42 protein-coding genes are annotated in these 24,854 nt (G+C 69.1%); 39 read left to right on the plus strand and 3 right to left on the minus strand.

Going from position 1 to position 24,854, the window contains the following annotated elements; translation table 11 throughout:
* The first annotated feature begins 219 nt into the window (after positions 1–219).
* From ACFY61_RS10500 to ACFY61_RS10570, 15 genes are all read left to right on the plus strand, one after another.
* Positions 220–393: a hypothetical protein gene (locus ACFY61_RS10500; protein ID WP_389469653.1), complete on the plus strand. Its 174-nt coding sequence runs from the start codon at positions 220–222 to the stop codon at positions 391–393.
* Entirely contained in the window at positions 393–632 is a 240-nt protein-coding gene (locus ACFY61_RS10505) for a hypothetical protein (protein ID WP_389469655.1), read from the plus strand. Before ACFY61_RS10500 ends, ACFY61_RS10505 begins: the two co-directional genes overlap by 1 nt.
* Positions 633–687: 55 nt before the next feature.
* Complete coding sequence (locus tag ACFY61_RS10510) at positions 688–885, plus strand: hypothetical protein (RefSeq protein WP_389469657.1); 198 nt, start codon at positions 688–690, stop codon at positions 883–885.
* A gap of 11 nt (positions 886–896) precedes the next feature.
* Positions 897–1,079: a hypothetical protein gene (locus ACFY61_RS10515; protein WP_389469659.1), complete on the plus strand. Its 183-nt coding sequence runs from the start codon at positions 897–899 to the stop codon at positions 1,077–1,079.
* 2 nt (positions 1,080–1,081) lie between these two features.
* The gene (locus tag ACFY61_RS10520; RefSeq protein WP_389469661.1) at positions 1,082–1,246 is read left to right on the plus strand and encodes a hypothetical protein; all 165 of its coding nucleotides are present in this window, start codon (positions 1,082–1,084) and stop codon (positions 1,244–1,246) included.
* 29 nt (positions 1,247–1,275) lie between these two features.
* A complete protein-coding gene (locus tag ACFY61_RS10525) occupies positions 1,276–1,500 on the plus strand; it encodes a hypothetical protein (protein WP_389469664.1) in 225 nt (74 codons plus the stop codon).
* On the plus strand, positions 1,500–2,012 hold the full coding sequence (locus ACFY61_RS10530; protein WP_389469666.1) for a hypothetical protein: 513 nt from the start codon (positions 1,500–1,502) through the stop codon (positions 2,010–2,012). The genes ACFY61_RS10525 and ACFY61_RS10530 overlap by 1 nt, the downstream gene beginning before the upstream one ends.
* 76 nt (positions 2,013–2,088) lie before the next feature.
* Positions 2,089–2,262: a hypothetical protein gene (locus tag ACFY61_RS10535; protein ID WP_389469668.1), complete on the plus strand. Its 174-nt coding sequence runs from the start codon at positions 2,089–2,091 to the stop codon at positions 2,260–2,262.
* Between the two features lie 9 nt (positions 2,263–2,271).
* Positions 2,272–2,454, plus strand: coding sequence for a hypothetical protein (locus tag ACFY61_RS10540; protein ID WP_389469670.1), 183 nt, complete (start codon positions 2,272–2,274; stop codon positions 2,452–2,454).
* Between the two features lie 120 nt (positions 2,455–2,574).
* On the plus strand, positions 2,575–2,880 hold the full coding sequence (locus tag ACFY61_RS10545) for a hypothetical protein (protein WP_389469672.1): 306 nt from the start codon (positions 2,575–2,577) through the stop codon (positions 2,878–2,880).
* Complete coding sequence (locus ACFY61_RS10550; protein ID WP_389469674.1) at positions 2,880–3,089, plus strand: hypothetical protein; 210 nt, start codon at positions 2,880–2,882, stop codon at positions 3,087–3,089. Before ACFY61_RS10545 ends, ACFY61_RS10550 begins: the two co-directional genes overlap by 1 nt.
* A gap of 27 nt (positions 3,090–3,116) precedes the next feature.
* Positions 3,117–4,400 (plus strand): hypothetical protein, encoded by a 1,284-nt coding sequence (locus ACFY61_RS10555; RefSeq protein WP_389469676.1) that lies wholly within the window; start codon positions 3,117–3,119, stop codon positions 4,398–4,400.
* A 7-nt stretch (positions 4,401–4,407) separates the two neighbouring features.
* Positions 4,408–6,516, plus strand: a complete 2,109-nt coding sequence (locus ACFY61_RS10560) for a hypothetical protein (protein WP_389469678.1) — start codon at positions 4,408–4,410, stop codon at positions 6,514–6,516.
* 221 nt (positions 6,517–6,737) lie between these two features.
* On the plus strand, positions 6,738–7,253 hold the full coding sequence (locus tag ACFY61_RS10565; RefSeq protein WP_389469680.1) for a hypothetical protein: 516 nt from the start codon (positions 6,738–6,740) through the stop codon (positions 7,251–7,253).
* Positions 7,253–7,735, plus strand: coding sequence for a hypothetical protein (locus ACFY61_RS10570; protein WP_389469683.1), 483 nt, complete (start codon positions 7,253–7,255; stop codon positions 7,733–7,735). The genes ACFY61_RS10565 and ACFY61_RS10570 overlap by 1 nt, the downstream gene beginning before the upstream one ends.
* A 1-nt stretch (position 7,736) precedes the next feature.
* On the opposite strand, the gene ACFY61_RS10575 is transcribed toward ACFY61_RS10570, so the two are convergent.
* Both ACFY61_RS10575 and ACFY61_RS10580 read right to left on the minus strand, forming a co-directional pair.
* Complete coding sequence (locus tag ACFY61_RS10575) at positions 7,737–7,922, minus strand: hypothetical protein (RefSeq protein ID WP_389469685.1); 186 nt, start codon at positions 7,920–7,922, stop codon at positions 7,737–7,739.
* Positions 7,923–7,964: 42 nt separating this feature from the next.
* The gene (locus ACFY61_RS10580; protein WP_389469687.1) at positions 7,965–8,267 is read right to left on the minus strand and encodes a DUF6221 family protein; all 303 of its coding nucleotides are present in this window, start codon (positions 8,265–8,267) and stop codon (positions 7,965–7,967) included.
* A 132-nt stretch (positions 8,268–8,399) separates the two neighbouring features.
* Here ACFY61_RS10580 and ACFY61_RS10585 point away from each other — a divergent pair, with 132 nt between their 5' ends.
* The 24 genes from ACFY61_RS10585 (at position 8,400) to ACFY61_RS10700 (ending at position 24,708) form a co-directional block, all read left to right on the plus strand.
* Positions 8,400–8,624, plus strand: coding sequence for a DNA-binding protein (locus ACFY61_RS10585; RefSeq protein WP_389469688.1), 225 nt, complete (start codon positions 8,400–8,402; stop codon positions 8,622–8,624).
* 12 nt (positions 8,625–8,636) lie between these two features.
* Positions 8,637–9,767: a hypothetical protein gene (locus tag ACFY61_RS10590; protein ID WP_389469689.1), complete on the plus strand. Its 1,131-nt coding sequence runs from the start codon at positions 8,637–8,639 to the stop codon at positions 9,765–9,767.
* Positions 9,768–9,778: 11 nt separating this feature from the next.
* Positions 9,779–10,168: a hypothetical protein gene (locus ACFY61_RS10595; RefSeq protein WP_389469691.1), complete on the plus strand. Its 390-nt coding sequence runs from the start codon at positions 9,779–9,781 to the stop codon at positions 10,166–10,168.
* 584 nt (positions 10,169–10,752) lie between these two features.
* Positions 10,753–10,974 carry an HNH endonuclease gene (locus ACFY61_RS10600; RefSeq protein WP_389470405.1) on the plus strand — a complete coding sequence of 74 codons (222 nt, stop codon included), beginning with the start codon at positions 10,753–10,755 and terminating at the stop codon, positions 10,972–10,974.
* 12 nt (positions 10,975–10,986) lie between these two features.
* On the plus strand, positions 10,987–12,192 hold the full coding sequence (locus tag ACFY61_RS10605; protein ID WP_389469693.1) for a hypothetical protein: 1,206 nt from the start codon (positions 10,987–10,989) through the stop codon (positions 12,190–12,192).
* Positions 12,186–12,488, plus strand: coding sequence for a hypothetical protein (locus ACFY61_RS10610; RefSeq protein WP_389469695.1), 303 nt, complete (start codon positions 12,186–12,188; stop codon positions 12,486–12,488). The genes ACFY61_RS10605 and ACFY61_RS10610 overlap by 7 nt, the downstream gene beginning before the upstream one ends.
* A 16-nt stretch (positions 12,489–12,504) precedes the next feature.
* Entirely contained in the window at positions 12,505–12,804 is a 300-nt protein-coding gene (locus tag ACFY61_RS10615) for a hypothetical protein (protein ID WP_389469698.1), read from the plus strand.
* A gap of 17 nt (positions 12,805–12,821) precedes the next feature.
* Positions 12,822–13,106 carry an HNH endonuclease gene (locus ACFY61_RS10620; RefSeq protein ID WP_389469700.1) on the plus strand — a complete coding sequence of 95 codons (285 nt, stop codon included), beginning with the start codon at positions 12,822–12,824 and terminating at the stop codon, positions 13,104–13,106.
* 184 nt (positions 13,107–13,290) lie between these two features.
* On the plus strand, positions 13,291–13,728 hold the full coding sequence (locus tag ACFY61_RS10625) for an AAA family ATPase (RefSeq protein WP_389469702.1): 438 nt from the start codon (positions 13,291–13,293) through the stop codon (positions 13,726–13,728).
* A 346-nt stretch (positions 13,729–14,074) separates the two neighbouring features.
* On the plus strand, positions 14,075–14,695 hold the full coding sequence (locus ACFY61_RS10630; RefSeq protein ID WP_389469704.1) for an HNH endonuclease: 621 nt from the start codon (positions 14,075–14,077) through the stop codon (positions 14,693–14,695).
* A complete protein-coding gene (locus tag ACFY61_RS10635) occupies positions 14,688–14,948 on the plus strand; it encodes a hypothetical protein (RefSeq protein WP_389469705.1) in 261 nt (86 codons plus the stop codon). The genes ACFY61_RS10630 and ACFY61_RS10635 overlap by 8 nt, the downstream gene beginning before the upstream one ends.
* Positions 14,908–16,407 (plus strand): terminase, encoded by a 1,500-nt coding sequence (locus tag ACFY61_RS10640; protein ID WP_389469707.1) that lies wholly within the window; start codon positions 14,908–14,910, stop codon positions 16,405–16,407. Before ACFY61_RS10635 ends, ACFY61_RS10640 begins: the two co-directional genes overlap by 41 nt.
* Positions 16,408–16,416: 9 nt before the next feature.
* Positions 16,417–16,656, plus strand: coding sequence for a hypothetical protein (locus ACFY61_RS10645; protein ID WP_389469709.1), 240 nt, complete (start codon positions 16,417–16,419; stop codon positions 16,654–16,656).
* 110 nt (positions 16,657–16,766) lie between these two features.
* The gene (locus tag ACFY61_RS10650) at positions 16,767–18,062 is read left to right on the plus strand and encodes a phage portal protein (RefSeq protein ID WP_389469710.1); all 1,296 of its coding nucleotides are present in this window, start codon (positions 16,767–16,769) and stop codon (positions 18,060–18,062) included.
* A complete protein-coding gene (locus ACFY61_RS10655) occupies positions 18,059–19,198 on the plus strand; it encodes an HK97 family phage prohead protease (RefSeq protein WP_389469711.1) in 1,140 nt (379 codons plus the stop codon). Before ACFY61_RS10650 ends, ACFY61_RS10655 begins: the two co-directional genes overlap by 4 nt.
* Positions 19,199–19,208: 10 nt before the next feature.
* Entirely contained in the window at positions 19,209–20,465 is a 1,257-nt protein-coding gene (locus tag ACFY61_RS10660) for a phage major capsid protein (protein WP_389469713.1), read from the plus strand.
* Between the two features lie 70 nt (positions 20,466–20,535).
* A complete protein-coding gene (locus ACFY61_RS10665; RefSeq protein ID WP_389469715.1) occupies positions 20,536–20,967 on the plus strand; it encodes a hypothetical protein in 432 nt (143 codons plus the stop codon).
* Positions 20,968–20,978: 11 nt separating this feature from the next.
* The gene (locus tag ACFY61_RS10670) at positions 20,979–21,266 is read left to right on the plus strand and encodes a hypothetical protein (protein ID WP_389469717.1); all 288 of its coding nucleotides are present in this window, start codon (positions 20,979–20,981) and stop codon (positions 21,264–21,266) included.
* Between the two features lie 12 nt (positions 21,267–21,278).
* Complete coding sequence (locus ACFY61_RS10675) at positions 21,279–22,118, plus strand: hypothetical protein (protein ID WP_389469720.1); 840 nt, start codon at positions 21,279–21,281, stop codon at positions 22,116–22,118.
* Positions 22,119–22,580, plus strand: a complete 462-nt coding sequence (locus ACFY61_RS10680; RefSeq protein WP_389469722.1) for a hypothetical protein — start codon at positions 22,119–22,121, stop codon at positions 22,578–22,580.
* Positions 22,581–22,591: 11 nt separating this feature from the next.
* A complete protein-coding gene (locus ACFY61_RS10685) occupies positions 22,592–22,792 on the plus strand; it encodes a hypothetical protein (protein ID WP_389469724.1) in 201 nt (66 codons plus the stop codon).
* On the plus strand, positions 22,792–23,778 hold the full coding sequence (locus tag ACFY61_RS10690; protein ID WP_389469726.1) for a phage tail tube protein: 987 nt from the start codon (positions 22,792–22,794) through the stop codon (positions 23,776–23,778). Before ACFY61_RS10685 ends, ACFY61_RS10690 begins: the two co-directional genes overlap by 1 nt.
* A 1-nt stretch (position 23,779) precedes the next feature.
* Positions 23,780–24,283, plus strand: coding sequence for a hypothetical protein (locus tag ACFY61_RS10695; protein ID WP_389469728.1), 504 nt, complete (start codon positions 23,780–23,782; stop codon positions 24,281–24,283).
* 8 nt (positions 24,284–24,291) lie between these two features.
* Entirely contained in the window at positions 24,292–24,708 is a 417-nt protein-coding gene (locus ACFY61_RS10700) for a hypothetical protein (protein ID WP_389469731.1), read from the plus strand.
* Here the strand turns inward: ACFY61_RS10700 and ACFY61_RS10705 are convergent.
* Entirely contained in the window at positions 24,705–24,827 is a 123-nt protein-coding gene (locus ACFY61_RS10705; protein ID WP_389469734.1) for a hypothetical protein, read from the minus strand. The genes ACFY61_RS10700 and ACFY61_RS10705 overlap by 4 nt on opposite strands.
* Positions 24,828–24,854 lie beyond the last annotated feature (27 nt).

Consider the following 24,854-nt stretch of genomic DNA (forward strand, 5'->3'; position numbering starts at 1 on the left):
AATGCCCGGTTGAGATTGTGCTCGGCGGGTTGCGGAGAGTGCTTGACAGCCCGTCTCCGCTGCCTTCAATATGGGGTTGAAGCGAACGGCGCTCCACCGCCAGACGCCTCACCCGTGCCGCTCCACCGGCACACCACAAACCGAAAACAGAACGGCCCCAGCACCGGGACTCCACTCCCAGGCCAGGGCCTAACCACAGAGTCTGTAGAGGAGACTGCCGTGGCTTCATCGAACTCTACCCGGGCGTCTGCCCAGGTCCAGCCCCGCCTGCGTATCGCCGTGGGGCGGAAGACCGGCGCCGGCCCGCTCGTCCTCGAGCCGCCGCTGTCCGCCGCGGACATCGCCGCGCACCAGGCCGCGTCGCACGTCCGCCGCCAGCCGCAGGCCGCGTGATGGCCGCCCCCGCCCTCGCATTGTCGGAGGAGTGGCGTGCCGAAGGGCTCGCCTGCCGGGTCACTGAGATCCTCGCCGACCCGGCCAACCCCTCCCAGGCCAGCCTCCCCGCCTACCGCCTGTCGGCCCGACTCGCGTTCGCGACCGCTGCTGCCAGCACCGCCCAGCCCGGGGACTGCCCGTGCGACTGGTGCGGCCAGGGCGACCACGACCCGATCCGGCCGACCGACGGCGAATAGCCATCGAGCACCGCCGCTGAACCCTCCACCCGTCTGACCAACGAGGAGCACCGTCATGCCCCTGTTCCGCCGCACCCTCCAGCCCGTCGAGCCGCTCGACTACCCCGCGATCGCCCGAGGCCTCCGCGCCATCGCCGACGGCCTCGACGCCGGCGACACCGACGCCCACGTCCTCATCGACGACCGCGACCTCCACCCCGACAGCGTTCTCGCCTATCTCGACTCCCGCACCCCCGACCGCGACGACATCTGAGGAGACCCGCCATGGCCACCAAGTACCAGTCCGTTCAGGCCTACATCGCCGCCAGGAACGCCGGCAACGCTGACGCCGCGTCCCGCATCGTCGCCGAGGTCACCGCCCGCTACGAGTCCCGCACCACCGACGGCAGCGAGCTCGCCGAACTCCTCAACGCCAACCTGACCACCCCGCTCGCCAACAAGGAGTAGCCGTGCCCGACACCGACACCCTCAGGCCCGGCGACGAGCTTGACGAAGGCACCCCAGTCATCTGCTGCGGCGACGTCATGGACACCGTCGGCACCACCTGGACCTGTCCCGTCTGCGCCACCACCATCCAGACCCGCGACGGCCTGATCTTCGACATCCGCGACTGACCGCCTGACCACCGGAAGGACCACCCGTCATGACGTTCACCCTGATCAAGACGCCGCTCGAGACCGAGTCCGCGTGGGCCGAGCACAGCGCCCGCGAGGACATCAAGCACCGCTACTTCGCCGCCCGCCACCGCGGCGACCTGGACACCGCCGCGCAGGTGTGGCTCGAGGCCGCCGCCTACGACGCCAACAACCGCCGGTCCAGCAGCCTCGCCGACGAGCTCGACGACTACCCCGACCGCCGGGCCGCCTGATGGACGTCACTGGCTACCACCTCCACCGCCGATACGACCCCATCCTCAACCGTGCAGCCGCCATAGCCGACCAGGCCGCCGCCCTCGTCCAGCAGCGCATGCGGGAACCGATGCCGGCCACCCGCATCGTGGTCGCCAAGGAGGGGAACTGCCCGCTCGCCCTCATCGAGAACTACCGAGCCACCCTCGGCACCGAGCTGTGGCCGCCGGCTCGTCCTGCCACTGACTACATGGGCATCACCACCGTCAGCCCCGACGGGGCGCTCATCGTCATCAACGCCGACGAGCACGACGGCAGCCTCCGTCAGCTCGACGAGACCCTGGTTCATGAGCTCGTTCACGCCGTCCAGCTCGGTCGACCCGGCAAGCGCGATGAAGAGCTTCGGGGGGTGCGCCACAACTTCGGACTGGAGCGGATGCGCATCCGGAGCGCGTGGAAGCAGAACCGGGCGACAAGGATCGACGAGCGAGAGGCCCAGGCGCTGGAGTACCTCGCGCGGGACCTGCGCTGACGTGCTGCCCGATCCGCCCGACCCGAGCGGGCGGTGAGGGGAGCCGGGACAGCCCCGGCCAGGGAGGGAGCAGCACATGGAGCAGTACGTCGAGGCGGCGGACCGGATCCTCGCCGTCACCCAGAAGGTCCTCGCCCGTGGCGGAAGCGCGTCGGACGTCGAGGCAGCCGTGAGGCGGGTATCCGCCGACTACCCGCGCCACGTCCTGCAGGCCGCCCGCCACAAGCTCATCACCGACGGACACCACTAAAGGACAGTCATGGCCAACGACTTCATCATCTCGTTCCGCACCCGCGCAGGCAGCAACGTGACCGTCGTATCGAAGAACAGGGCGGCCGAGGCCACGTGTAGCGGCTGCAACACGATGTGCCTGCCTCCGGGCGGCTCCCAGCAGGCAGCCACCAACTGGGCCGAACGGCACGCCAGCGAGTGCGACCAGTAGCTGCAGGCCTGTAGCCCTCGCCGGCCGTCTCGCACGGCCGGCCTGGAAATCAGACCAGCACCACCATCCCAGCACCGTCCGAGGGCGCTGTCATGCCCTCACCCACCCGAGGAGGCCCACATGGGCTGGTACATCTCGCACGGCGGCACCAGGCACGGCTACTCGTACAGCGGTGTCGCCGAGCTGCGCGACAAGCTGCAGAAGGCCGCGCCTGCCGAGTGGTCGGCGCTCGCCGCCGTCCTCAAGCGGCCCAGCGGTGACCCGTTCGAACTTGACCCAGTCGAGGCCGAGCGCGTCGGCCATGCCCTTCACCGCGCCGCCGACCGGCTTCACGTGTGGGACCGCAACTGGACCCGCATGGCGCGGCAAATCGCCGACTCCGCCCTGCTGGCCGCCCGCCTTGGCGAGCCCTGGATGTGGTCCTGATGTCCAGCCTCCTCCACGCCGGCCGCCGCGCCAGGGTCCTCGCGTTCTTCGGGTGCCTGGCCTGGCTCTTCGGCCTCACGCCGCCCGGCTGGCAGCGCCTCCTCGTCGTAGCCCTCGCCGCTACCGCCGTCGCCTTCGACACCTACCTCGACGAGCACAAGCCCCGCCCCGCCCGCATCGCGGGCCCACGCTTCGACACCGCCGCATAACCCCCACCGCACCGGAAGGACATGATCGTGAGCAGCGAGTACCGCTCCTGGGAGGAGCGCGAGGCCAACGCGGCCCTGCTGCGCGCCGAAGCCGAGGCCAAGGCGGCAGAGGGCGCGGGGCTCGCCGAAAAGGCCAAGGCCGATGCCGCCCGGGCGCAGACCGACATCCTCGCCGAACAGGTCAAGCGAGCCCGCCTGGCCAAGCAGCTCGAAGCCGTCGAGGACGAAAAGACGGAGGCCGCCAACGCCCGCCGCGACCGCCGCCGCGAGGCCCGCCTCGACAACGGAACCGGGTTCAAGAACCTCGTCACTGCCGTAGTCGTCCTCGGGCTGGCCGCCGCCCTCCCCGCCCAGCTCAAGTACTTCCTTGGCCTGCGCGCCGAGGGCTCCTTGGACACTGGGCCAGCCTGGTACCTGATCTCCATCCCGTTCTTCCTGGAGCTCCTGGCCTGGACCAGCGTCAAGGGCACCCAGTGGGCTGCGCGACGCGGCTTCGCCCGCTGGCCGTTCTGGCTCCTCACCCTCTGCCTGGCCGGCTTCACCGGATGGGTGAACGGCAGCAAGGGCGCCGAGATGTACGGCACGGTCGCCGGGTTCGCTCTCGCCGCCACGTCATTCTTCGGGCCGATCCTCTGGGAAGTGCGCGAGGTCATCGAGTCCCGCACCGCCGGGGACAATCGGTCCGCCGCCCAGCGCGCTGCCGACAAGGCCAAGGCGCGCGAGGCGCGTGCCGCCGCCAAGGAGCAGGCCGTCCAGGACGCGGACCGCAAGCGCACCTTCCCGGCGGAGTACGCCGAGTACCGGCGCATTATGATCGCTAACCCGCTGGGTTCCGTCCAGCGTGACGCCGCGTGGGCCACCGCGTGGAGCAACCTCCACGGCCTCGGTGTGGGTGTCACCGCCGCCACCCTTGCCAGCCGTGCGGACGCCCGCGACGCCATCGACGCGGTCATGGCGCGGGCCGACATCAGCCCCGAAGCGCTCGCCGTCGACAACCTCCTGCGGGACCTCTTCGCGGAGTCCCCGAAGGGCGACGACGACCCCGGCGCCGCCCCCGCAAAGCGCGGCCCCAAGCGCCCGCCTCAGACCCCTACAACCCTTGGGGGGCTTGGCAAGCAGCCGTCTGGACGAGCGCCCCGCAGGGACGCTGTAGAGCCCCTCGCGCAGGCCGACCTCGACAAGGCCCGCGAGTACCTCAACGTCGTCGGCGAAGGCAAGTTCTCGGCACCCGCCATCGCCAAGCTCCTCGGCCGCAGTCACGTCTACGCCCGCCGAATCCGCAACGCCGTCAACGAGACCCAGGAAGGGTGAACCGACGATGACGACCGCCGCTCAGCACCCGCACCTGTCCGTCGTACCGCCCATGCCGGCCGACCCGCCGACCCCCCTCGAGGGCGTGGTCGTGGCCGCCGACAAGACACCCGCCACCCTTCGCTCCGACAGCGCCATCGCCCGCGCCGTCGACCACGTCCGCCACCACCACGGCTACCTCCCCCTCGCCGGCCGTGGCTACCGACGGCTCGTGGAAGGCTGGGTCGCCGGCTACCACGACTACCACCCCCACCTCGTCGCCACCGCCGAGCAGGCCCTCGCCGACGAGACCGACATCGCCCGGCAGGACTCGCTCCGCGAGACCATCGACGAGCGGCGTGCCGCCTACCGCCGGCACCGCCTCATCTACACCACCAAGAGCGGCATGTGGGGGATGACCGCCGCTGCCGCCACCACCGCGGGCACCCTCAGCGGCGGGCTGTGGGTCACGATCGCCGCCGGACTCGGCGCCTACCTGTACGGCATCCGGCACGGCGTCGACGCCGCGCCGAAAGTATCCGCAACGCCGCCGGCGGCCCGGGCCCACGGGACGTCGGTGGCAGTGCCGGGTCCGCCGCAGGCGGCAGCCGCAGCAAGTCCCGCTGGCGCAGACTCCGACCACGCGATGCCCGCCGATGCGATGCCCGCCGACGAGTCAGCGCTGCTCTCCGCCCTCGTCAAGGCGGATGTCATCACCGCTGCCGAGCAGGCCGAGACGCGTGTCGTCGGTGGCATCCGTCGGGACGGGCCCGGCTGGGCCGCCCGGATCGAACTCCCCGAGGGAATGCCCGCGAACAAGGCCACCGTAAAGATCGCCAACCTGGCGGGCGCTCTCCGCAAGAAGGCCAGCCAGATCGAGTTCAAGCCCGACTCCTCTGAAGATGCCCACGAGGGCATGGTCACCCTGTGGGTCGGCGACCACCCCAACCCCCACGCTGGCCCCAAGGTGTACAGCGAGCTCGTGAGCGCCCCCCGCTGGCACTTCTGGCGCGACGGCATCCCGCTCGGCATGGACGCCCGGCAGGCCCGGCAGATCCTCCGGCTGATCTGGTCGTCCATCCTGATCGGCGGTCTGCAGGACTACGGCAAGTCCTACCTCGCCCGTCTCATCGCCGCCGCAGCCGCCCTCGACCCCACTGTCCGCATCATCGTCATCACCGGCAAGAAGGGGCCGGACTGGGCCCCGCTCAAGCGGATCGCCCACCGCTACATCGCAGGCTCCGACCCCGACACCATCCGCGAGATCTTCAGCACGATGACCACCGTCATCGACGACATGCAGGCCCGCGGCGACGAGCTCGACCGGCTCTTCGAGGAGGAGCCTCACCGCGTGCCCGAAGGGAAGATCACCCCGGAACTCGCTGCCGACGGCATGGGCCCAGTCCTCGTGATCGTTGAGGAGCTGCAGGAACTCCTGGGCGGTGCCGCTCTCACCAAGATGCCCGTGCCTGACGACGACTCCGATAAGCCGCGCCTAGTCTCCGCCAAGCCGCTCCTCGTCGACCTGTTCGCCCGCTTCAACAGGGCCGCCCGCTTCGTCCTCGGCATGGGCGTGTACATCACCCAGCGCCCCGATGCCACCGGCGTCCCCACCGAGCTCCGCGAAGTGTGCGTCAAGCGCGCATCCTTCCGGACCAAGAGCCGCGACAGCTCCGAGATGATCCTCGGCGACATGGCTGTCGCAGCCGGCGCCTCTCCGCATGCACTCCTCGAGAGCAGCAAGGGCGTGTTCGTCCTCGAGGAAGGGGCGGAGGACGGCTACCGCACCCTCCGCGGAGACGTCATCGACCTGCCCGACTTCGCCCGGATCTGCGAGCGTGGGCGCCAGCTGCGGATCGAGGCCGGGACGCTGTCCGGTGACGCAGCTGAGCGTGACCGACGAGCCGCCGCTGCTGCCGCCGCTTCAGGTGTTCGTGCCGAGGCCTTGGCTGCGCTGGACAGTCGCCACGTTGACCGGATGCGGACCGAACGCCTCGCCGAAGCGCTCGGGCTGACCGCTGAAGAACTGAAGGCCCAGCTGCGGGCGGCAGGAGTCGGCGACCCCACCCCCCTCGGCGAGATGGAAGGCCTGAAGAACCCCCGCGGCTACAAGCGCGAGGCCCTCGCCAGCGCCTGATATGCGCAGATCGTACCCCTGATCGGGCCCTGCTCGGCCTGCTCCACCGCAGGTCAGCGCCCGATCGGGTCCCGCTCGCCGCCCGCTCGCCGCCTGCTCGCGGCCGCCGGCGAGCCGCGCCCGATCAGACCGCGAGCAACCCCTGACCTGCACCGGAGCAGTACCGAGCTGCGCCGATCCGACGGACAAACCCCCGCAAACCAGCGATGAAGGAGATCGTCATGAGCAACCCCCACTTCACTCCTGCCGGCAACGGAAAGGTCTACGCCAACACCACGAAGGGCGCCAGGGAACTCGCCAAGGACGCCAAGGTCGGCATGGTGCTTTACAAGGTCAACCGTCACGCTCTCGTCGCCGGACAGTTCGAGGAGTACACGTACTCGCCCGTCCACTGCACCCACTGGAGCCGCCTCTGCGGCGTCTGGATGTTCAGCCCCGTCCCCCACATCAAGGGCAGCCTCACCCACGAGCGGCTCGTCTGCGGTATCTACCTCGGGACCACGCCGCCGGAAGGTCTGCGTGACCTCGCCGGCCCCGAGCCGGACTGCCGCGACGAAGGCGCCTACGGCCTCAAGCGCGGCGAGCTCTTCGGAGGCCGTCTCGACCCCGCCGAGATCGACTACATGGAACGCCTCGCAAAGCAGGCCGTCGCCGAACGGCACGAGCGCGGCAAGAGGCTCGGCCATGTCACGGAGGACGAGAACGGCAAGGTCACCACCAAGCGGGGCTGGTGGTAGTGGCCCACACCCGCACGGCCGCCGCCCCGACCCGGGCGGCGGCCCCCGCCCCCACCCTCGACGACCGCCTCGCCCTCACCGGCCTCGCCATGGACACCCGGCTCGACCGGGCCGGGATCCGGGTCAGCGTCGCCACCGCCCACATCGACATCCCCGAGCCCGAGATCGGCTACATCGCCCACCACGACACCCCGATCGCCGACCTCCTTCACCGGGCCCGGCACCGACTCGCCACCGCCGGCTGGTCCCGCCACACCGCCATCGACGGCACCGGCGCCATGTGCCCCCTCCACGCGATTCACCTCGAGGCCCGCAATGCACGGGAAGAGGGGGAGGCCCGCAGCCTGCTCCTGCAGGCCATCCAGGCCGAACGGCCCGACGTGTGCAGCATCCCCCGCTGGAACTCACAGCAGACCGGCCCCGCCCCCGCGCTCCGCATGCTCGGTGCAGCAGCCGGCCTCGCCACCAGCCGAGGCCTCTGACCTACCGCTCGACCAGGCCCCCGCCATCCGCGGGGGCCTTCGGCGTGACCATGGCCATCCACCGCCCGTCGGTCAGCTGCCGGACCGGCTGCCGCACCGCCACCTCAACCCCGCGGTCCCGCAGCAGCGCCAGACCCTGCTCCACCTCAGCCGCCGACTCGCCCATCACCCCGAAGCGCACACCCATGACAGCAGTGTGCCGCCCCCGCCCTCCGCCGGTGCCCCAGATCTACAGACGCCACTCAGGCCGGTAATCCCGGTGCTCGGCGTACCCCGAAGCCAGAATGCGGAGCTGCCGCTGAGCGACCTGCCCGACAGGGCCCGTCATCCAGAGGTATGGCCGTACTGTCTCCTCGAATAGCCGCACCATGGCTTCCGCGCGATGCACGGTCGCGCCGCCGTGCTTCAGTGCGGACTCGGCGCGAACCCCGAGCTCCTCGTGCTTGGCGAGCAGCGCCGTTCGGATCACGCCTGCCGTATCCGCCGCTTCCGCCAGGCGGGCGCTCACGAAGTCCACCAAGGGGTCGTTCATGCCGCGCAGTCTCGCACTTGATGAAGGCACTTGACAGAGGTAATTGACCGAAGTCATTCTGTGCTGAGATAGCACTTGTGCGCGCTCAGGCCATCCCACCCGGATGGCCTTTCGTCATTCCAGGGGGTGCTCATGGATCGCCCCTGGCTCGTCACCGCCTCGGACGCCGCCTACTACACCGGCCGGCCTGTCGGGACCGTGTGGCGATGGGCCACCGAAGGACGCATCACCCGACACGGCACCGGCAAGGCCACCCGCTACGACCTGCGGGAAATGAACCGCCGCAGGGTCGACGAGTGGACCGGCGAGATCACCCCCGGGGCGCCGCCCCCGCTTCCGACCGCCGCCGCAGCCTGACAGGGGGACGCCATGACCACGCCACGCGTGACCGTCGTCCGACCCGAGGACTACGGCGCCACTTACGGCCAAGACGCCACCGCAGCATTCCAGCGCATGTTCGACACGATCAACCGGACCACCCGCACCGACCCAGGCGGCTCTGTCCCGATCGCCACAACCGTCGTCGAGCTGGCCGGCACCTACGTCGTCTCCGACACGCTCATGCTCCCCGCCACCGGTCGTGCGCAGGCCCTCACGATCCGAGGCACCGGCAAACGGGGCACCGAGATCGTCATGACCCGACCCAAGCCCATGCTCGTCAACAGCGACAGGTGGATGGGCGTCCGCTGGCATGACGTGTCGTTCCGCTCCACCGACCCAGGCGCCGTCTACCTCGACTCCTACTCCACCGCCGGCGCCCAGGACTGGAACTGGATCAACTGCGAATGGCGCGGTCGCTGGCGGTACGGCATAGGCCTCGACGGGCCCGATCGCAGCAACCTGAACTCAGAGTTCGTGTGGGACCGGTGCACCATCACCGGCAGCTACGAAGACGCGTGGCTGTGGTCAGGCCTGTCGCCCGAGCACCCTCAGCAGGACCAGTTCCTCAATTACTCGCTGCGTGACTGCAAGATGGAACCCCAGTACGGGGACTGCCTCCGCTTCGACAAGGGCGGCTCGATCACCGTCTCCGGCGGCTCCTGGATCCTCACCGGCAAGCGACCCGACGGCCGGCCCTCCAGGTTCTTCCACTTCCCGCCTGGCAGTCACTACGACTCGGTCCAGAACCTCACGGTCACCGGCGTGCGCTTCGAACCCCGCGACCAGGCCAATCTCGTCATCGACAGCCACTGGAAGGGCATGATCCAGTTCATAGGCTGCATGGACGACGCCTGGGCCTTCAAGCCGTATTCCGCGGCCGACGACTACGCCCCCCACCGCTACACCAACGCCGGCGGCGTCCGCTACCAGGGCTGCCAGCTCACGGGCCGGCACCGGTACACCCAGACCGCGGCACCGTCACGGCAGGCCATCGTCTACGACCAGAGCGCGCGCACCGTGAGCAGCCGGCGCACCCGGGCGGCGTTCCTCGACCTGCAGGGCTCAAACGCCAGCAGCATCCGCATCAGCCACCGCGACGACCGCGACGGAATCACCTAAGGAGGCCGCTCGTGGCCAGCGCGCTCTACCCCAGCTTCAAGGAGCTCCTCCTCGGCGGCGACATCGACCTCGCGTCCGACGACATCCGCGCCATCATCGTCGACACCGCCGACTACACCTACAGCTCCGCCCACAACTTCCTCGACGACGTCGCCGCCGGCTCCCGCGTCGCCACCTCCTCCGCCCTCGGCTCCAAGACGATCACCAACGGGGTCTTCGACGCCGCGGACGTCACGTACAACGCCGTGACCGGCGACAGTGTCGAGGCCATCGTGCTGTACAAGCACACCGGCAACGAGGCCACCGCCTCGCTGATCGCCTACATCGACGGCGTTTCAGTCACACCCAACGGCGGTTCGATCACGGTCCAATGGAATGCGAGCGGCATCTTTTCAATCTAGACCTACCACGGGCTTGCCGCCGTTAGAGTTTCCGTGTGAAGACCTGCTCCCGATGCTCGGCGCATTTCGCCCCGCAGAGCAACCGTCAAAAGTACTGTTCCTCGACATGCCGCCAGCCGCAGCGAGTGTGCGAGCAGTGCGGCGTTAAGTTCGCTATGAAGTCGAACTCAACCGGCCGCTGGTGCTCCGCCTCTTGCAGCCTCGAAGGGCGAAGGAAGCCCGAGTGCCGCTTACGGCCGTGTCCGGCCTGCTCAGCGGTGTTCAAGCCTAAGACGGCCGCCCAGAGATACTGTTCGAAGCCGTGCGGGGCGGTCGCGAACCAGCGCCCCCAGCGGGCCTGCAGCGTGTGTCGCAAGTTGTACAGGCGGAAGAGCCTTACGGACACTTGCTCCAAGGCCTGCGCCGCCACCTATCGTCGGCGTGACCCTGACGGCAGGGCCTGTGAACGATGCCAAAAGCGCATCCCATGGCCTGATTCCCTGACACGTCGGTTCTGCTCATTGGCTTGCAGGCAGACGCCTCTGGGCACCGAACGCCTTGACCAAAACGGTTACGTGCACGTTTACGTCGGTAAGGGCCATGTGATGGCTACCCGGTCGGGCTGGGCGCAACAGCACCGCGCAGTTCTAGCGGACGCTCTAGGTCGGCGGATCGAGCGACATGAATCCGTGCACCACATCAACGGGAACCGCGCCGATAACAGGCTAGAGAATCTCCAGCTGCGCAGCGGTAAGCATGGTGCCGGCGTCGCAATGCGGTGCTGCGACTGCGGGTCCAGCAACGTTGAAGCGGCACCCCTGGCGTAGGCGAGGTGAGCCATGGCGATCGGGCAGCTCACCCACCTGGCCTCCACCGTCACCCTGTCCACCAACAGCTCGGCAGCGGCCACCGTCCCCAACGACGGCAGCGTCGTCGCCGGCGACTTCCTCGTCGTAGCCTGCGTCATGCCCTCCGGCTCACGGACCTTCTCGATCTCCGGAGGCGGTGCAGGCGGCTGGACCAGCCTGGGCACGGCCACGCAGGCCGGCCACATGTCCCAGGTCTGGTGGCGCATCGCAGACGGCAGCGACCCCGGCGCCACCATCACCGTCACGCCATCGACCGGCAGCATCCGGCAGGTGCTCCTACTTGGCAAGGTGTCAGGCGCGGCGCCAGTCAGTCCGGTCACCTCCTCGTCCAATACCTCGGCCAGCGCCACCACGAAGACGACACCATCCCTCGGGAGCGTGCTCGTCAACAGCCGCGAGGTGTCGATCGTCTTCGACACCCGCGGTGCCTCCACCCCCCAGACCGCCTCCTGGACCGCCCCCGCCGGCGAGACCGAGCGCGCCGAAGCCTTCACGACGTCCGGCAGCGGCGCGTGCTCCGGTGCCTGGGGTGACAGCGACGCCACCGTCTCCGGCACCATCGGCTCGCGTGTCTGGACCGCAGACGTCACCGCCCTCGGCTCCGCGTGGACCCTCGCCATAGCCCAGGCCGAGCAGACCATCAGCCCCGCCCTGCTGGCGTCCACCACTACCCTGTACGCCCCGACGCTGACAGCTACCGCCACGCTGGCGCCGGATGCCATCGCGGCCAGCACGACCCTTTACGGGCCGGCCCTCTCCCCGGGGCCGGTCACGCTCAGCCCAGACCCGATCCCGGCCGGCGCCACGCTCCACGCGCCAACCCTGACCCCGGGTCAAGTCGCCCTCGCACCCAGCCTGCTCGGAAGCGCGACCACGCTGCACACGCCAGCCCTGCAGCCGGGCAGCGTCACCCTCGCCCCCGACCCGCTGGAGTCCACGGCCACCGTGTACGCCCCGACCCTCGCACCCGGCGACGTCACGCTCACCCCGGCCCTCATCGGGCCGGGAGCATCCATGTACGAGCCGACCCTGGAGCCCGGATCCGTCACCCTGACACCCGCCCGGATCGAGTCCACCGCGGCCATATACGTCCCCGACCTCGGAGGCTTCGACCCCGACGTCACCCTCACCCTCAGCAGCCTCATCACCAGGTGGGAGGTCAGCCAGCCATGGTGATCCCCGCCAGCAGTACCGAGTACATCAGCATCACCGTCTCCACCTCCCCGGCCGGTATCGACCTCACCGGCACCCCACCCCGCTGGGCGTTCCTGCCCGACACCAACCGCTCCAACCCGATCAACGGGGACTGGCTCGACGGACAGTGGGACGGCGACACCACCGCACGCATCCTCGTAGGCCCCACGGGCGGCGAGACCGCCCTCACTCGCGGCAGCTGGCACGTCTGGGTCAAGCTCGACCCACCCAACGACGAGACGGTAGTCCGCAAGGCCGGGACACTCACCGTCACTTGATGTCATGCTGCCCCGCATGCGAACCCACACCGCAGCTCTCGCCCTCACGCTGGCCCTGCTCCCACTCGCGGCCTGCAGCGAGGCAGAGGCCAGCCCCAAGGCCTGCAAGGCCGCCATGCACAAGCAGTACGAGCAAGCCAAGGCCAACGGCAAGGAAGGCAGCCAGCCCGCCGCCTGCAAGGGCCTCGACGACGCCACACTGCAACGCCTTGCCGGCGAGGTCATCCAGGAGCAGCTCAACGGCGCCAACCTCGAACAGGACCTCAAGGACCTCGAGGCCTCGATGGACGCTGAGCTCGGCACGCCGTCCCCCTGACGACGGAGGAGGCGGCCGTGGCCGGCAACCCACGCAACGGGCACCGCTACCGGACCCTGTGCGCCCGACAGCGAGCCCTCGGCCTCCCCTGCTGGATCTGCGGCCACGACATCGCCTACGACATCACAGGGCTCGAAGCAGGACGCCACAAGTGGGCGTTCACACTCGACCACCTCGTCCCGCTCAGCCGCGGCGGTGACCTGCTCGACCCGGCCAACGCCCGCAGCGCACACAGACGGTGCAACTCGGCGCGAGGCAACCGGCTCACCGTCCGTGTCCAAGGTTCATCGAGGAGGTGGTGATGGGAGCTGAAGAGGTACCCCAGATCAACGAGGCGCTAGCCAGCGCGGCCCGGCTCCTGAGGCAAGCCGAGATGGAAACCAACCTCGCCCTGATGGAGCGGCTCGACCAGCTTGCTTGCTCCTGGCTGGCCGTAGCCAACCTCCTGGGTGAGCGGGAACGCCAGCTCTGAGGCGGTGACAGTCCGTGCTCTACGTGGTCACCGGCCCACCAGCCGCCGGCAAGTCCAGCTGGATCACGGCCCACGCCACGCAGGGTGACATCGTCATCGACCTTGACCGCATAGCCCTCGCCCTCGCTGGTCCCAACGCCAAGCCATGGGATCACGACGAGCTGCTCCTCAAGGTCGCACACCGGGCGCGCTTCGCCGCCATCGACGAGGCAGTCCAGCACCGCGACAAGACCGACGTCTACCTGATCCACACCATGCCCAGTGCCAAGGCTCTCGCCCGCTACAAGCGGCTCGACGCCCGGGTGGTCGTGGTCGACCCGGGCAGGGACGTGGTCATGCAACGCGTCAAGGACATGCGGCAGCCCGGGATGGAGCAGGTCGCCGCCCGATGGTACGCCAAGCGCAGGCACACAGGTGCCACCACGGGTGCACAGGCTTCGAGACGTTGGTGACCCCCTGCCTCCCCCTATGGCAGGTCACGCAACGCATACTCGTTGCACTCTTCGTTGCGATTTCACCGCAACGAGGAGTGAACCGAAGCAGGGCGTGGGTTAGGGGTGGGGGGCCCTACCTCTCACTGAGAAACGTGCTGGTCAGCGACCCAACCGCCCTTCTCGCCGAGATTTGCGCGCGGCCGATTTGAAAGACCGCTAATCACCGCGAACCACGAACTCGGTAAATAGCGACTCTCTGTAGTTATCACTTTGTGTGACATTCATTGATCACCCGTCGCTGATCACGGCGGGCAGGAAGGCCCGAGTCTCCCGGCTCGGGCCTTCCGCGTTCCCGGGAGACTTGATGTCTGAACTGGCTTCCTTCACATGTATCGACTGTCGAAACGTGGGTGTCCAGCAAGCCAGGGGCCGGGCGCGTCTACGCTGCACACCCTGCGGCCTGATCCGCGCCTCGCAGCTCGGCAGGCAGCGCAACCGCTCCAGGCGTCGACCCGCCTTGCCTGTGAAGCCGTGCGAGGGGTGCGGCGCTGTGTATGAAACCCGTGTTCGGCGGCAAAGGTGGTGTTCCCGGCGGTGCAAGGATGCCCACCACGGTGCTGCCTTCCGAGCGGCTGGCAAGCGCGCTCGTCTTTCGCCTGAAGCCCAGGAGCGGCAGCGACTGTCCTGGCAGGTGAAGAACCGTCGACGACGGGCCGCCAAGCGCGGCGGGAAGTCGGAGCTGTACACCCTGCAGGAGATAGCTGAGCGTGACGGTTGGTTGTGCCAGCTCTGTGGGGACCCCGTGCCGATGGACGTGAAGGTGCCTGGCCTGCTCGCCCCGACGATCGACCACATCATCGCGGTTTCGCGGGGAGGCGACGACACCAGGGCCAATGTGCAGCTGGCTCACTTCCGATGCAACAGTGCGAAGGGGCCTCGGCAGGTGCTGGCCGTGGTTCCGATCGAGGGTGGCAGCGGTGAGTGAGCCGGACAACGAGGCTGCCACGCGTGCGGAGATCGCCGAGCTGGGCGTGGCGCAAATCGCACCGGGACTTGCGGCTCTGGCCATCACCTTGGCCCAGCACTTGGACGATGCGGAAGCCCCCACAAGCGCCGCGGTGGTGGCGCGAGAGCTCAGATCCACCCTCGACAAGCTGCGCGCCGTGGCGCCGGGCAAGGCGGAGGGGGATGAGCTGGATGACCTCGCTGCTCGACGCGCCCAGCGCCGCGGTGCCTGACCGGCAGGGGTCGCAACGGCCCCGCCTGTTCACGGCCCCGCCGTTCGTCTCCTCGTCCGGCCAGGAAGCTGTGGAGCTGGCCGCGCTCGCCGGCTTGAGGCTCGATCCGTGGCAGCAGTACGTCCTCGACCAGGGGCTCGGCGAGCGCGCCGACGGGAAGTGGTCAGCCTTCGAGGTCGCGGTCAACGTCCCACGTCAGAACGGCAAGGGCGGGGTGATCGAGGCCCGTGAGCTTGCCGGCCTGTTCCTTTTGGGTGAGCAGCTAATCCTGCACTCGGCTCACGAGTTCAAGACTGCGATCGAGGCTTTCAAGCGGGTCACGGCCCTGGTGACGAACAGTGACTACCTGCGGAAGCGGGTGGCGCGGGTCCGCCGGACCACGGGCGAGGAGTCGATCGAGCTGCTTTCGGGCCAGCGGCTCCGATTTCTCGCTCGGTCCGGCGGCTCGGGCCGGGGGTTCTCCGGCGACTGCAACGTGCTGGACGAGGCGATGATCCTGGGCGACGAGGCGATGGGCGCGCTCATGCCGACCATGTCGGCCCGGCCGAACCCGCAGATCTGGTACCTGGGGAGCAGCGGGATTGGCGGTCCGTCTGTGCAGCTTGGTCGGCTCCGCGAACGCGCGTTGCTGGCCCTTGAGGGCTCCCCGGATCCGTCGCTCGCCTACTTCGAGTGGTCTGTGGACCCGCATGCCGCGGAGTGCCCGACGGGCTGCGAGGAGCACGACGATCCTGGCTCGCCGGAGGCGTGGGCGAGGGCCAATCCGGCGATGGGCATCCGGATCTCGCAGGAGCACATCGAGCGTGAGCGGCTGTCGATGTCGCCCGGTGTCTTCGCGCGGGAGCGGCTGGGTGTGGGCGACTACCCGTCGGACCGTGCGGACAGCTGGCAAGTGATTGGCCAGGATGCGTGGCGGGCGTTGGCGGACGGCGAGTCGAAGCCGTCGGATCCGGTGGCGTTCGCGATCGACATGACGCCGGAGCGGTCACACGCTGCGATCGGTGTGGCGGGCGCCGTGGGCAACGCCGTCCATGTGGAGGTAGTGGACCACCGGCCGGGTGTCGGGTGGGTCGTCGAGCGGGCCCTTGACCTGCAGGAACGCTGGAACCCATCCGCGTGGGTCGTCGATGCCGGCGGCCCGGCGGGCGCCTTGATCCAAGAGTTGGAACGGGCGGGCCTGACGGTGACCGCGCCCAAGGTGCGGGAGGTAGCCCAGGCGTGCGGCCGGTTCTATGACGCGGTTGCGGAGCAGAGGCTGGTGCATCTCGATCAGGCGCCCCTTGCTTCCGCCCTGGCTGGCGCGCGGAAGCGCGAGCTTGGCGAGGCGTGGGCGTGGGCGCGCCGCGGGGTTTCGGTTGACATCAGTCCGCTGGTCGCGGTGACGCTCGCCATGTGGGGGCTGACCGCGCCTGTTGAGGAGCCGGAGCCTCCGGCGGAGCCGCTGATGGCGTGGGGTTAGGAGGGCGTCATGGCTGTGCTCGACAGGATTCCGGTGACGCGGGTCTCGCTGGAGGCTCGTGAGATCCGGTTCGGACCGACGATTGCGACGCTGCTGGCTGCCGCCCTGTTCTCGATCGGCTGGGTGGCGGCCAAGGCCTGCGCGGTGTTGTGGGCCGGCCTGACATGGAGCTTCGTGGCTGTGCGCCTTGGCTGGCAGCAGGGGATGGGCGGCAAGAGCGTGACGCCGGGTGAGGGCGGGTCAGGCTGATGGGGACTCTCCTGGACCGCATTGCCGCTGCCCGGGGTCGACCCGCAGATGGCCGCAAGGCATTCTCGCAGCCTCCCTTCTGGTCGCTGGACAGCTTGAGGTCGGCCCTGGTGCCGAGCTCTCTGCCGGACCGCGAGCGGATCGAGAGCGACTTCGAGGGCTACGTCGAAGGCGCGTACAAGCGCAACGGTCCCGTCTTCGCCTGCATGCTAGCCCGCCAGATGGTCTTCTCCGAGGCGCGGCTGACCTGGAGGCAGATCCGCAACGGCCGGCCCGGTGATCTCTTCGGGACCACCGACCTGGGGCTGCTCGAGGCGCCGTGGCCGGGGGGTACGACGGGCGAGCTGCTGGTCCGGATGATCCAGGACGCTGACCTGGCGGGGAACTTCTACGCTACGACGGCAGACGACCAGGGCCGGTACGGCAAGGCGGCTACGGGCCCGGGGCGGCGCGTGGTGAGGATGCGCCCGGACTGGGTGACGCTGGTCCTCAGGTCGGCATCGGGGGACCCTTACGCGCTCGACACTAAGGTCGTGGGTTACCTCTACCAGCCCCGACCGTCATCGAGAGTTGCGGCCGACCTCTCCGACGCGGTGCTGCTGCTGCCTGATGAGGTGTGCCACTTCTCGCCGATCCCTGACCCTGCGGCCAGGTTCCGCGGCATGTCGTGGTTGACGCCGGTCCTGCGCGAGATCCAGTCCGACAGCGCCGCCACCGCCCACAAGGAGACCGTCTTCCGGAACGCGGCGACGCCGTCGATGGTGGTGCGGTTTGCCCGGGAGACGACACCGGAAGCGTTCGACCAATTCGTCTCCCGGTTCAAGGCGTCGCACCAGGGAGTCGAGAACGCCCATAAGACGTTGTTCCTGGGTGGCGGCGCGGACGTCACGCCGCTGACGTTCGACTTCCGGCAGCTGGAGTTCTCCCAGACGCAGGGCAAGGGCGAGTCGAGGGTCGCATCGGCGGCTGGCGTCCCGCCGTCGTGGGTGGGTTTCTCGGAGGGGCTGCAGGGTTCGGCGTTGAACGCCGGCAACTTCTCCGCAGCCCGGCGCCGGTTCGCGGACGGCACGATCCGCCCGCTGTGGCGGCAGGCCGCCGCCGCTCTGCAGGTGCTGGTACCGCCGCCGTCTGGGGCGCAGCTCTGGTACGACGGCCGCGACATCGCCTTTCTCCGCGAGGACCGGAAGGACGCGGCGGAGATCCAGCGCCAGCAGGCATCGACGATCCGGCAACTCACCGACGCCGGCTTCAAGCCGGACAGCGTCGTCCGCGCCGTTCAGGCCGAGGACTGGACCCTCCTGGCCCATACCGGCCTGTTCAGCGTCCAGCTGCAGCCGCCCGGCACACAACAGACCGCACCACCCACCGCACCAGTCGACTCGGATGACGCCGAGGAGGGGCAATGATGGATACCAAGGCGCTAGGCCGGGTCGAGATCAAAGACGCCGACAAGGGCACCGTGAAGGCCGTGTTCTCCACGTTCGACGTCATCGACCATGACGGCGACGTGACCGCGCCCGGAGCGATCGAGGACGGCGCGCTGGTCAGGATCAGCGCCTACGGGCACGCCTCTTGGGGTGGGGCTCTGCCGGTCGGCAAGGGCGTGGTCCGCATCAAGGGTAGCGAGGCGATCCTCGAGGGTCAGTTCTTCATGGACACCACGCACGGCCGGGACACCTTCGAGACGGTCAAGCAGCTGTCCGAGGACGGCCTGCAGGAGTGGTCCTACGGCTTCGACGTCCTGGACGCCGAGCCCGTCGAGCGTGACGGGCGGTCCGTGCGCCTCCTGAAGCGGCTCAAGGTCCACGAGGTCAGCCCAGTGCTCCTGGGCGCCGGCATCAACACCCGCACGCTGGCGGCCAAGAGCCACACACCCCGCCCTGCGACGCCCGATGGCCGCGTGCCGGCGGTCAAGCGCGCAATCCCCACCCACGACACGCCGACCGTGGCCCGGGCCTGGGACGCGGCCGGAACGGTCGCCGCCCTGCCGGAAGGTGCACGCCCGTCGGAGCTGCGCAGCGTGTACGCGTGGGTGGACCCGGACGGCGACCCCGAGACCAAGTCCAGTTACCGGTTCCCGCACCACCACGGCGTGGGCGGCCCGGCGAACATCCGCGCCTGCCTGGCCGGGATCGCCGTCCTCAACGGCGCCCGCGGCGGCGCCGACGTGCCGGACGAAGACCGGGAAGCCATCTACAAGCACCTGGCGGCGCACCTGACGGACGCCGACCGGGAACCGCCGGAGCTGCGTACAGCACCGGCAGGCACACGCAAGAACCTCAGGTTCGTGGACGAGAGCGCCGACGTGATGGCGTCCGTCTCAGGCCTGATCGACCGCGCACAGGAAGTCATGGCTCTCCGAGCGCGCAAGGGCAGGGGCATGTCGCCCGTCACCGCCGATCTCCTGTCTTGGGTCGGCGACGACCTCAAGCGACTCCAGCGCCTGCTCGAGCACCCCATCGAGGACGACCAGCCGACCGTGAGCGAGGACGAGATCGCCTCCACGCTCATGGCCGCGATCGCCCGCGTCAACGGAATCTGAACGGAGAGTCATGACCGAGATCGTGGAGTTCCCGGCGCTGAAGGATGCGCAGGGCAAGCTCGACGCCCGCCGCAAGAGCCTGGCCGACATCCTCACCGAGGCCGGCCCCGACTACGACATGTCGAAGGTGAAGTCGATCGCCGGCGACACCGCGGCCAAGGTCGCCGAGATCGGAAAGATCAACGCCGAAATCGACGACTGCAAGAAGAAGGTCGACGAGCTCCTGGTCGTCGCCCGCGCCGCGGCCGAGGCCAGCCGGCACGAGGAACACGCCGAGAGGGGATCCGAGCCGGGTACCGTCCCGGAGCGGGGCAGCAAGGGCTCCCGACGCTCATTCGCTGACCTCCTGATGGACTCCGTCGCAGTCAAGGAGTTCCGCGGCAGCGCCGGCCCGTCGGCCACCCTCGACATCGAGCTGAAGACGCTCTTCGAGACCGGCCAGGGCGGTGGCGCAGGCTGGGACCCTTACGACGCACGCACCGGCCGCATCGAGTACATGGCGACGCGCCCCGCACCGCACGTCGTCAACGTCATCCCGCAGACCACCACCTCGTTCAGCACGGTCAAGTACATGGAAGAGACCACGCTGACGAACAGCGCGGCGGAGGCCACCGAAGGTGCCGCCTACGCCGAATCGGCCCTCGCGCTCACGGAGCGCTCCAGCGAGGTCCGCAAGATCGCAACGTTCCTCCCCGTCACCGACGAGGTCTTCGAAGACGAAGCCCGTGCCCGGTCCTACGTCGAGAACCGGCTGCCGTTCCTACTGCAGCAGCGCCTCGACTCCCAGATCCTCGTCGGCAACGGCACCGCCCCCAACCTGCGCGGCACCGAGAACGTCTCCGGCATCAACACCCAGGCCCTCGGCGGAGATCCGATCCCCGACGCCATCTACAAGGCGATGAGGGCCATCCGCGACACCGGCTTCGCCGAGCCCAGCCACGTGTTCATCCGCCCCTCCAAGTGGGAAGCAGTGCGGCTGCTGCGCACCGCGGACGGCATGTACATCTGGGGTAACCCGAGCGAGGCCGGGCCCGAGCGGATCTGGGGCGTCCCGGTCATCCAGACCACGGCCCCGACCGCGACCAAGGCGGTCCTCGGCGACTACACCAACTTCGCCGAGCTCGCCGTCCGCCGCGGCATCGACGTCCAGGTGTCCAACAGCCACTCCTCGTACTTCGTCGAGGGCAAGCTGGCGCTCCGCGCCGACGTGCGTGTGGCCCTCATCCACTACCGGCCGTCCGCCTTCGCCGTGGTCACCGGGCTCTAAAGGCGCAGAACCTACCGCCGCAGGCCGCTCCGTGCGGGCGGCCTGCGGCGCTCCATGGAGGAGTTGACTCATGGCAGTCATAGCTGGCGCGCGGCGGATGACCGCAGGCAGCGCGATGGGCAGCAAGAAGTACGCCCGCGGCCTGTACGACTTCGCCACGGACGGTGGCGCTGTCGGTGACATCACCCTGCGCGGTGACACCATCCCCTCGGGCGCGATCATCACCGATGCCCTGATCCACGTGGACACCGCTGTCACCTCGGGAGGAGCGGCCACCCTCGCCATCAAGACCGAGTCGGCAGCGGACATCAACGCCGCAGACGCGGTCTCCGGCGCACCCTGGTCGACGACCGGAGCCAAGCGCGGGGACTTCACAGCGACCACGGCTCCGATCAAGACGACCGCGGCCAGGTCGATCGTCGCCACCGTCGCAACGGCGGCACTCACCGCCGGGAAGTTCTCCGTGATCGTCGAGTACGTCGAGCTGACCAGCCAGACGTGAGGAGTGACGACGTGGACGAGAGCGGCACGGTCATCATCGACCGGCATCTCTACCTCACCGAAGACCGGACCCGCGTGGTCGAGGAAGGCGATCCGGCGTCGCGCTGGCTGTGGGCCTCCCCGGGCACTCAGGTCTCCCGCGCCGAGGCGGTTCGCCTCGGCGCCATCTCCGGCGAAGCGGAGCAGGCGCCGACACCCGAGCGGACCGAAGCCCCGAAGCAGCGGTCGCCGCGCAGCAACAAGTCTCGCGGTGCCACCGAGGACAAGAGCTCCGGCAGCCAGCCTTCTGCCGGCCAGTGAGCGAGGTGAGCCGTGCCGTTCGACCTCGGGGACTCTGTCCGCCTGCGTGGTGAGTGCCGGGACGCGGGCGGCACGCTGACCAACGCCACCAACATCACCCTGACCATCACCCAGCCCGACGGGACCACGGTCACCCCATCGGTAACCAACCCTCCGGCGAGCACGGGCGAATACAGCTACGACTACAACACCGTTCAGGCCGGCCGACATGCGGTCCGCTGGCTCTTCGCCGACCCGGCAGCGGCCTACACCGACAGTTTCGACGTGCGGGCAGCGGTGCCGCCCCTCATCCTCTCCCTGGCCGACGCCCGGCAGCACCTCCAGTTCCCAGCCGACGACACTGGCGCCGATGAGCAAATCCGAGGCTGGCTTGAGGCCGTCACCGAGATCGTCGAGGGCCTATGTGGTCCCTGCGTGCGCCGGACGGTCGTAGAGGACCACAGCGTGGGCCAGCACGGTGCCACGGAGGTAGCCCTGCGACGTACCCCAGTCCTCTCCGTCACCTCGGCCGCGGGTGTGCCGACCGGAGGGGAGTCGTACACGTCGGGCGAGCTGGACGTCGACAGTAACGGCGTGCTGCGACGCCTGGATGGTGGGCGCCTGTACGGGCCCCTGCTCCGGGTGACCTACCTGGCCGGGCGAACCGTCATCCCGGCCAACTTGGCCGCGGCGGCCCGGATCATCCTGCAGCATCTGTGGCGCACGCAGTACGGAGCCTCACGCGCACTGAGCGGTCTGGGCGGTGGCGAGGACTTCGCCGTGACCGAACCCATCGCGGGTTTCGGCTACGCGATTCCAAACCGCGCGCTGCAGCTGATGGAGCCGCACCGGCTCCCGCCGGGGGTGGCCTAGATGGCTACGTCCGCAGTCCCGGCCGCGGTCGACGCTCTCCTCGGCATCCTCCGCTCGGCAGTGGGCCTGACAGGGGTACGCATCACCGACGGTCCGCCGACGAACAACTTGGCGGGGGATTCGCTTTTCATCGGCTACCAGCCAGGCGGGGACAACGCCGTGTCGATGACACAGGCCTTCGCCTCCGCCGGGGCCCGGACGCGCGACGAGGATTTCGACATCGGCTGCTACCTGGAATCGCGCGCGGGTGGCATCGACATGGGGGCCCGTCGGCGCCGTGCCTACGAGCTGCTGGCCGAGGTCGAGAACGCCCTCCGCGCCACAGATGCCGAGCCCGAGGCTCCCACCCTCCGCAACACCGTGCTGTGGGCGCACCTCACAGCTGGTGACCTCATGCAGGCCCAGTCAGACGGTTCCGTCGCTGGTATCGCGTTCACGGTCCGCTGTCGGGCCCGCATCTAAGGAGTAGGCCCATGGCCAAGGTCCGTTTCGTCGGCCCTGAGCCGGTAATCGTGCCGGAACTCGGCGGCCGGACCGTTCAGCCCGACGAGGTCGTAGAGGTGCCGGATCACCGGTACGACGCCTACGTCTGCCAGCCCCCCAATTGGGAGGGCGTCGAGGAGCCGAAGGAGTCCGCGCCGAAGAAGGCGACGGCCAGGAAGGGTGACGTCTGATGGCTATCGGATCCGGTCTCGGCGGCCAGCTCGGCATGGTCGCCGAGGTCACCTACGGGACTTTCGTGGCGCCGACCAGGTTCCTCGAGTTCACCAAGGAGTCCCTGGTCCTCAAGAAGACCACAGCGCAGAGCGCCGGCGTGGCCGCTGGCCGTCTGCTTCCCCTGTCCTCCCGGCGCGTCCTCACGCAGCTGGAGGTGGCGGGCTCCATCGACCTGGAGGTGACCCACACCGGCATGGGGCTGCTCCTGCAGGCCCTCATGGGGACGACGGTCACCCCGGTCCAGCAGGGCGCAACCACCGCGTACCTGCAGACGCACACGCTGGCCGACAACTGGGGCAAGTTCCTCACGATCCAGAAGGGCGTGCCGTTGACGACCGGCACGGTCACCGACAAGAGCTTCGTGGGCTGCAAGGTTGTGGGCGCCGAGTTCAGCTGCGAGGTCGGCGGGATGCTGGAGGCGTCCTTCGAAATCGACGGCCGTGACTGCTCCGAGTCTCAAACCCTCGCGTCGGCGTCCTACCCGTCGAGGAAGCCTTTCCACTTCGGGCAGATGGCGTTCAAGACGGGCACGTTCTCGTCGGAGACTGCCCTGGACGGCGTGCGCAAGGTGTCCGTCAAGATCGAGCGTCCCATGGCGACCGACCGGTTCTACGCCGGTCAGGCGGGCCTGAAGAAGGAGCCGATCGCCAATGACCTGGTCAAGATCAGCGGGTCGATCGAGATGGACTACGTCAACACGACCCTGGACGACCTGCACACGAGCGACGCGGCCACCAGCATGGTGTGGGAGTTCGTAGGTGCGAACATCGCGTCGACGTTCGACGAGACGTTCCGGATCACTCTGCCCGCCATCAAGATCGATGAGGCGCCGCCGACGATCGAGGGCTTCGAAGTGATCAAGCCCACGTACCAGTTCACAGGCCTGTACGACGGCACGAACCAGCCGGTCATCACCTACATGTCCACCGACACCGCGGTGTGACGTGCCCAGCGACATACGCATCCTCAACACAGGCGCGCTGCTGGAGCTGTCCCGCCGGCTGCGGGCTGTGAACGAGGAGTCGGTCCGCGCGTCGATGCACCGCCGGATCCGGCGCGCCGCCGAGCCTCTCCGCAGCGACATGCAGCGCGTGGTTCGCAGCCTGCCGATCCGGAGCCAGGGCGGCGCAGGCCGGAGCGGCCCGTCGCCCACCACCCGGCCTCTGCGCGCCACGATCGCAGCGTCGATCAAGCTGTCGGTCCGGACAGGCGGTAACCCCGGCGCCCGCGTGTGGGTGGACCGCAGTGCCCTGCCGGCCGACCTGCGGAACATGCCCAACGTCATGAACTCCGGCCGGATCCGGCACCCCGTCTTCGGAAACCGACGGCGCTGGGCCACACAAACCACGACGCCCCTGTGGTGGGAGACGACGATCCGCCGCCACCGGCCGCGCATGGAACGCGAGGTCGAGCGGATCCTCGCCGACATCCGCAGCCGCCTCGACTAGGAGCAGCATTGATCATCCTGTACCGCCCCGAGGACGGCGGCGACGAGCAGCAGTACGACATGCGCACGGTCCGCACCTCCGAGGCGCAGATCATCGAGCGCACCACCGACATGCAGTGGGGCCAGATCAAGCTCGGCGTCCGCGACGACAACCCGACCGCGCTGCGCGGTGTGGTCTGGGTGCTGATGAAGCGCGGAAACCCGAGCCTGCGCTGGGGAGACTTCGACCCGCCCGTCGACTCCCTCACCTCAAGGTTCGACGAGCGCGAGGTCGCGCTGTACGCGGCCGACATCGTCAAGCTCCCGGAGGAGCAGCGGCCCCAGGCCGTCGCGGAGCTCCGCGTCTATGCGGCCAATCCCGACTCCGTGGACATCGCTCTCAAGGAAGCCTCCGAGCCCCCAAAAGAGGGGGAGACCTCGGACTAGCCGAGGCCCGCCTGCGGTACAGCGGCCTCTTCGCCCACCTCCTCCACCTCGGCCCTCGCGACGTCGACCAGCTGACCGTCGACGAGTTCGAGGTGCTGTGCGACTGGGTCGACCGCCACCAGGCAGCAGCGAGGGAGGCGGCATCG

It is taken from the genome of Streptomyces sp. NPDC012888 (assembly GCF_042900645.1).
Classification (GTDB): Bacteria; Actinomycetota; Actinomycetes; order Streptomycetales; family Streptomycetaceae; genus Streptomyces.

What these genes read in the sequence shown, in the direction of transcription:
- ACFY61_RS10505 (WP_389469655.1), top strand. Translation starts at nt 393, where the DNA reads ATGGCCGCCCCCGCCCTCGCATTGTCGGAGGAGTGGCGTGCCGAAGGG.
- ACFY61_RS10510 (WP_389469657.1), top strand. Translation starts at nt 688, where the DNA reads ATGCCCCTGTTCCGCCGCACCCTCCAGCCCGTCGAGCCGCTCGACTAC.
- ACFY61_RS10515 (WP_389469659.1), top strand. Translation starts at nt 897, where the DNA reads ATGGCCACCAAGTACCAGTCCGTTCAGGCCTACATCGCCGCCAGGAAC.
- ACFY61_RS10525 (WP_389469664.1), top strand. Translation starts at nt 1,276, where the DNA reads ATGACGTTCACCCTGATCAAGACGCCGCTCGAGACCGAGTCCGCGTGG.
- ACFY61_RS10530 (WP_389469666.1), top strand. Translation starts at nt 1,500, where the DNA reads ATGGACGTCACTGGCTACCACCTCCACCGCCGATACGACCCCATCCTC.
- ACFY61_RS10535 (WP_389469668.1), top strand. Translation starts at nt 2,089, where the DNA reads ATGGAGCAGTACGTCGAGGCGGCGGACCGGATCCTCGCCGTCACCCAG.
- ACFY61_RS10540 (WP_389469670.1), top strand. Translation starts at nt 2,272, where the DNA reads ATGGCCAACGACTTCATCATCTCGTTCCGCACCCGCGCAGGCAGCAAC.
- ACFY61_RS10545 (WP_389469672.1), top strand. Translation starts at nt 2,575, where the DNA reads ATGGGCTGGTACATCTCGCACGGCGGCACCAGGCACGGCTACTCGTAC.
- ACFY61_RS10550 (WP_389469674.1), top strand. Translation starts at nt 2,880, where the DNA reads ATGTCCAGCCTCCTCCACGCCGGCCGCCGCGCCAGGGTCCTCGCGTTC.
- ACFY61_RS10560 (WP_389469678.1), top strand. Translation starts at nt 4,408, where the DNA reads ATGACGACCGCCGCTCAGCACCCGCACCTGTCCGTCGTACCGCCCATG.
- ACFY61_RS10565 (WP_389469680.1), top strand. Translation starts at nt 6,738, where the DNA reads ATGAGCAACCCCCACTTCACTCCTGCCGGCAACGGAAAGGTCTACGCC.
- ACFY61_RS10575 (WP_389469685.1), bottom strand. Translation starts at nt 7,922, where the DNA reads ATGGGTGTGCGCTTCGGGGTGATGGGCGAGTCGGCGGCTGAGGTGGAG.
- ACFY61_RS10580 (WP_389469687.1), bottom strand. Translation starts at nt 8,267, where the DNA reads ATGAACGACCCCTTGGTGGACTTCGTGAGCGCCCGCCTGGCGGAAGCG.
- ACFY61_RS10585 (WP_389469688.1), top strand. Translation starts at nt 8,400, where the DNA reads ATGGATCGCCCCTGGCTCGTCACCGCCTCGGACGCCGCCTACTACACC.
- ACFY61_RS10590 (WP_389469689.1), top strand. Translation starts at nt 8,637, where the DNA reads ATGACCACGCCACGCGTGACCGTCGTCCGACCCGAGGACTACGGCGCC.
- ACFY61_RS10600 (WP_389470405.1), top strand. Translation starts at nt 10,753, where the DNA reads ATGGCTACCCGGTCGGGCTGGGCGCAACAGCACCGCGCAGTTCTAGCG.
- ACFY61_RS10605 (WP_389469693.1), top strand. Translation starts at nt 10,987, where the DNA reads ATGGCGATCGGGCAGCTCACCCACCTGGCCTCCACCGTCACCCTGTCC.
- ACFY61_RS10610 (WP_389469695.1), top strand. Translation starts at nt 12,186, where the DNA reads ATGGTGATCCCCGCCAGCAGTACCGAGTACATCAGCATCACCGTCTCC.
- ACFY61_RS10615 (WP_389469698.1), top strand. Translation starts at nt 12,505, where the DNA reads ATGCGAACCCACACCGCAGCTCTCGCCCTCACGCTGGCCCTGCTCCCA.
- ACFY61_RS10630 (WP_389469704.1), top strand. Translation starts at nt 14,075, where the DNA reads ATGTCTGAACTGGCTTCCTTCACATGTATCGACTGTCGAAACGTGGGT.
- ACFY61_RS10640 (WP_389469707.1), top strand. Translation starts at nt 14,908, where the DNA reads ATGACCTCGCTGCTCGACGCGCCCAGCGCCGCGGTGCCTGACCGGCAG.
- ACFY61_RS10645 (WP_389469709.1), top strand. Translation starts at nt 16,417, where the DNA reads ATGGCTGTGCTCGACAGGATTCCGGTGACGCGGGTCTCGCTGGAGGCT.
- ACFY61_RS10655 (WP_389469711.1), top strand. Translation starts at nt 18,059, where the DNA reads ATGATGGATACCAAGGCGCTAGGCCGGGTCGAGATCAAAGACGCCGAC.
- ACFY61_RS10660 (WP_389469713.1), top strand. Translation starts at nt 19,209, where the DNA reads ATGACCGAGATCGTGGAGTTCCCGGCGCTGAAGGATGCGCAGGGCAAG.
- ACFY61_RS10665 (WP_389469715.1), top strand. Translation starts at nt 20,536, where the DNA reads ATGGCAGTCATAGCTGGCGCGCGGCGGATGACCGCAGGCAGCGCGATG.
- ACFY61_RS10680 (WP_389469722.1), top strand. Translation starts at nt 22,119, where the DNA reads ATGGCTACGTCCGCAGTCCCGGCCGCGGTCGACGCTCTCCTCGGCATC.
- ACFY61_RS10685 (WP_389469724.1), top strand. Translation starts at nt 22,592, where the DNA reads ATGGCCAAGGTCCGTTTCGTCGGCCCTGAGCCGGTAATCGTGCCGGAA.
- ACFY61_RS10690 (WP_389469726.1), top strand. Translation starts at nt 22,792, where the DNA reads ATGGCTATCGGATCCGGTCTCGGCGGCCAGCTCGGCATGGTCGCCGAG.